Raw genomic sequence first — 4,022 nt, forward strand, 5'->3', positions numbered from 1 at the left:
CCGTTTCGACTGCGCCGGAAGTGGGGCGAATTATAGAGATCTGGAATCTGCCGTCAAGCACTGATTTAGGTTTTCTATCAATAAGCTGCAAGAAAGCAGCAAAACGCCCCAAAGGGAGCCTATATAGAGGAGCCGAAACACCCCTCTATATAGAAGAGACCTATCAGAGAACGCCCGAAGCCTTGAATGCCGACACCGCCCCGGCATCCAGGCCCAACACCCGCTGCAAAACTTCCAGCGTGTGCTCACCCAGCAGAGGAGGCGCAAAACGGTACTCCACCGGCGTCTGCGACAGTCGAATCGGGCTCGCCACCTGCGGCACCATCCCAGCCAGTGCATGAGGCAGCTCGATAGCCAACCCACGCGCCTTGACCTGAGGATCGGCAAACATCTGCGCCACGTCATTGATAGGCCCGCATGGCACGCCAGCCTGTTCCAGCTGTGCCACCCATTCAGCGGTTGTCTTGAACACCGTCGCCTGGCGGATCAGCGGAATCAGCGCTGCCCTGTTTGCCACCCGCAGCTTGTTGGTGGCAAAACGCGGATCGTCCGCCCACTGCGGCTGCCCAGCCACTTCCGCGAACTTGCGGAACTGCCCATCGTTCCCGACGGTAAGGATGAAGTCGCCATCCGCCGTAGGAAAATCCTGATAGGGCACGATGTTCGGATGAGCATTACCCAAGCGTTTAGGCGCATTGCCTGTCGTCAGGTAGTTCATTGCCTGGTTGGCCAGACAAGCCACCTGCACGTCCAGCAATGCCATATCGATATGCTGACCACCGCCATCGTGATCCCGATGCGCTAGCGCAGCCAGGATCGCAACAGTCGAATACAGCCCGGTCAGGATGTCCGTCAACGCCACGCCAACCTTCACCGGCCCCGCACCTTCTTCGCCTTCAGGTCGCCCCGTCAGGCTCATGAGGCCGCCCAGCCCCTGGATCATGAAGTCATAACCCGCACGCTTGGCGTAAGGGCCGGTCTGGCCGAACCCGGTGATCGAGCAATAGATCAGATCCGGATTGATCGCCTTCAGCGATTCATAGTCCAGACCATAAGCCGCCAGACCGCCGACCTTGAAGTTCTCGATCAGGATGTCCGACTTGGCCGCCAGCTCACGCACCAGCTTCTGCCCTTCAGGGCGAGTGAAGTCGATGGTGACCGATTGCTTGTTGCGATTGGCCGACAAGTAATAGGCGGCCTCGCTGGTGTTCTCGCCATAAGCGTCTTTAAGGAACGGCGGTCCCCAGGCGCGCGTGTCATCGCCGTTACCCGGACGCTCGACCTTGATCACTTCAGCGCCAAGGTCGGCCAGGATCTGCCCGGCCCAAGGCCCGGCCAGCACCCGCGATAAATCCAGTACCCGTAGATGCGATAGCGCGCCCATGGACGTTCTCCTTAATAGAACGCCTGGAGGCCGGTTTGCGCACGACCGAGGATCAGCGCATGGACGTCATGAGTACCTTCATAGGTGTTCACCACCTCCAGGTTAACCAGGTGACGCGCGACACCGAACTCATCGGAGATGCCGTTGCCGCCCAACATATCGCGAGCCATGCGCGCGATATCCAGGGACTTGCCGCAAGAATTGCGCTTCATCATCGAAGTGATTTCGACCGCAGCGGTCCCTTCGTCCTTCATACGACCCAGACGCAGGCAGCCTTGCAGCGCCATGGTGATTTCAGTCTGCATGTCGGCCAGCTTCTTCTGGATCAACTGAGTGGCGGCCAGCGGGCGACCGAACTGTTGACGATCCAGGGTGTACTGGCGAGCGGTGTGCCAGCAGAACTCGGCTGCACCCAGCGCACCCCAGGAGATGCCGTAACGTGCCGAGTTGAGGCAAGTGAAAGGACCTTTCAGGCCACGGACATCCGGAAAAATGTTCTCTTGCGGCACGAACACGTTGTCCATCACGATTTCACCGGTGATCGAAGCCCGCAGGCCCACTTTGCCGTGAATCGCCGGAGCGCTCAGGCCTTTCCAGCCTTTCTCCAGAACGAAGCCACGGATGTCGCCGGCATCGTCCTTGGCCCAGACCACGAACACATCGGCGATCGGGCTGTTGGTGATCCACATCTTGCTGCCGGTGAGGCTGTAGCCGCCTTCGACTTTGCGCGCACGTGAGATCATCGCGCCCGGGTCGGAACCGTGGTTAGGCTCGGTCAGGCCGAAGCAGCCGATCCACTCACCCGACGCCAGTTTCGGCAGGTACTTCTGCTTCTGCGCTTCGGTACCGAATTCATTGATTGGCACCATCACCAGCGAGGACTGCACGCTCATCATCGAGCGATAGCCGGAGTCGATGCGCTCGACTTCACGAGCGATCAGGCCGTAGCTGACATAGTTCAGGCCGCTGCCACCGTACTGCTCGGGGATGGTTGCGCCCAACAGGCCGACCTCGCCCATTTCGCGGAAGATCGCCGGATCGGTCTTCTCATGACGGAAAGCTTCGAGGATGCGCGGCGCAAGGCTTTGCTGAGCGAATTGCGCAGCCGTGTCGCGAATCATGCGCTCTTCTTCAGTGAGCTGTTGATCCAGCAGCAGGGGATCGATCCAGTTGAAGCTAGCTTTACCGCCCATGAGTGTGTCCTCTCGAATCGGGTCAAATAACGTGGACTGATCCTAGGCCCGGATCGGCGCTACGGCAAACGAGGATTTTGCATACTGTTGTGCTAATTTCTCACTCCGAAACGTCGCGAAAGAGCCTTTATGCGATGTATTAGTGAGATTGACGTACATGCGCAGAAAGATACCCAGCACCACCGCCCTGATCAGCTTCGAGGCTGCCGCACGCCACGAGAGCTTCACCAAGGCCGCCCAGGAACTTTCGCTGACCCAAGGAGCGATTTGCCGACAGATCGCCAGCCTTGAAGAGTTCCTCAGTGTGGAACTGTTCCGACGTTCGCGGCGCGGGGTCAAGCTGACGGAAGCCGGACTCTCCTACAGCCGTCGGGTGGCCACTCAGCTCGATGCCGTTGAGCGCGACACCTTGTCAGTGATGGGCCAGCAGGGCACCAACGTGATCGAGCTGGCCGTAGTTCCGACTTTCGGCACCCAATGGCTGCTGCCGCGCCTCAAGGACTTCCAGCATAAACACCCGGAAGTGACGGTCAACCTGACCAACCGCACGCGGCCGTTCCTGTTCGCCGACACGGATTTTGATGCTGCCATCTACTTCGGTGATGCGGATTGGTCGGGTACAGAATCCCACAGGTTGATGGGTGAAAATCCGATGCCCGTTTGCAGCCCCAACCTGCTCGGAAACAAGACCTGTCTGACGCCCGGCGAAATCGCCGACTTACCTCTCCTGCAACAAACCACCCGCCCCTATGCCTGGCGCCAATGGTTCGACTCCCAGCACCTGAATGTCCCGCGAGACATGACGGGCCCCCGCTACGAGCTATTCTCCATGCTCGCCCAGGCAGCCATGCACGACATGGGCATTGCCCTGATCCCACCGTTCCTGATTCAAAGAGAGTTGAAAGAGAAACGTCTGGTGATCGCCAACCCCCAGGCACTGTCCAGCATCAAGGCTTACTACCTGATGATTCCTGAGCGAAAGGTCGAATCCGCGTCGTTGAGGGCATTTCGTGACTGGCTGGTAAATCAGGCGCACAGCTACAGCCTAGAGGGATAAAGGCTCTACAATGTTACTTGACCCCGTAGTCAGCTAAATGAAAGCCCTACAGATATACGTATTTGTCGCATGACAGCAAACTGTATCGACAAGTCGTACAAACGTCCCACAAGCGCCTGATGACGCGGCTTCGCGCCACTATTTCAAGGCAATGCCGCATCATTCATACGGCCGATGTGTAAATTCTTCAATTTCGGCCAGAATCCTTGAAAAGCACGGTCTACAAGGGATTGAGCCGGTTGGTTGCGACATTCGGTCACGGGGTGACTTGTAGTTAATTTTCCGTCACCCGTCATAATCCCTTGAAGGGCACAAAGTTCGCCTGCAAAATGCCGCGCCCCGCCCTGATTTGGCGGGATCGTGCTGATCGGCCGCCCCCAGCCGCACC

4 protein-coding genes are annotated in these 4,022 nt (G+C 58.4%); 1 reads left to right on the forward strand and 3 read right to left on the reverse strand.

All coding sequences use genetic code 11. The annotated features are described in order from the left end of the window. Positions 1-163: 163 nt before the first annotated feature. Both ACM6G4_RS15885 and ACM6G4_RS15890 read right to left on the reverse strand, forming a co-directional pair. Positions 164-1,384 (reverse strand): CaiB/BaiF CoA transferase family protein, encoded by a 1,221-nt coding sequence (locus tag ACM6G4_RS15885; protein WP_056725196.1) that lies wholly within the window; start codon positions 1,382-1,384, stop codon positions 164-166. Between the two features lie 11 nt (positions 1,385-1,395). Next, a complete protein-coding gene (locus tag ACM6G4_RS15890; RefSeq protein ID WP_056725194.1) occupies positions 1,396-2,577 on the reverse strand; it encodes an acyl-CoA dehydrogenase in 1,182 nt (393 codons plus the stop codon). Positions 2,578-2,734: 157 nt separating this feature from the next. Between ACM6G4_RS15890 and ACM6G4_RS15895 the strand changes: the two genes are divergently transcribed. Further along, complete coding sequence (locus ACM6G4_RS15895; protein ID WP_414914070.1) at positions 2,735-3,634, forward strand: LysR family transcriptional regulator; 900 nt, start codon at positions 2,735-2,737, stop codon at positions 3,632-3,634. A gap of 143 nt (positions 3,635-3,777) precedes the next feature. Here ACM6G4_RS15895 and ACM6G4_RS15900 read toward each other — a convergent pair. Next, on the reverse strand, positions 3,778-4,022 hold a 245-nt coding region (locus ACM6G4_RS15900; RefSeq protein ID WP_414914071.1), incomplete at its 5' end, for a hypothetical protein.

Source organism: Pseudomonas sp. IT-P258 (assembly GCF_949767825.1).
GTDB classification, from domain to species: Bacteria; Pseudomonadota; Gammaproteobacteria; order Pseudomonadales; family Pseudomonadaceae; genus Aquipseudomonas; species Aquipseudomonas monachiensis.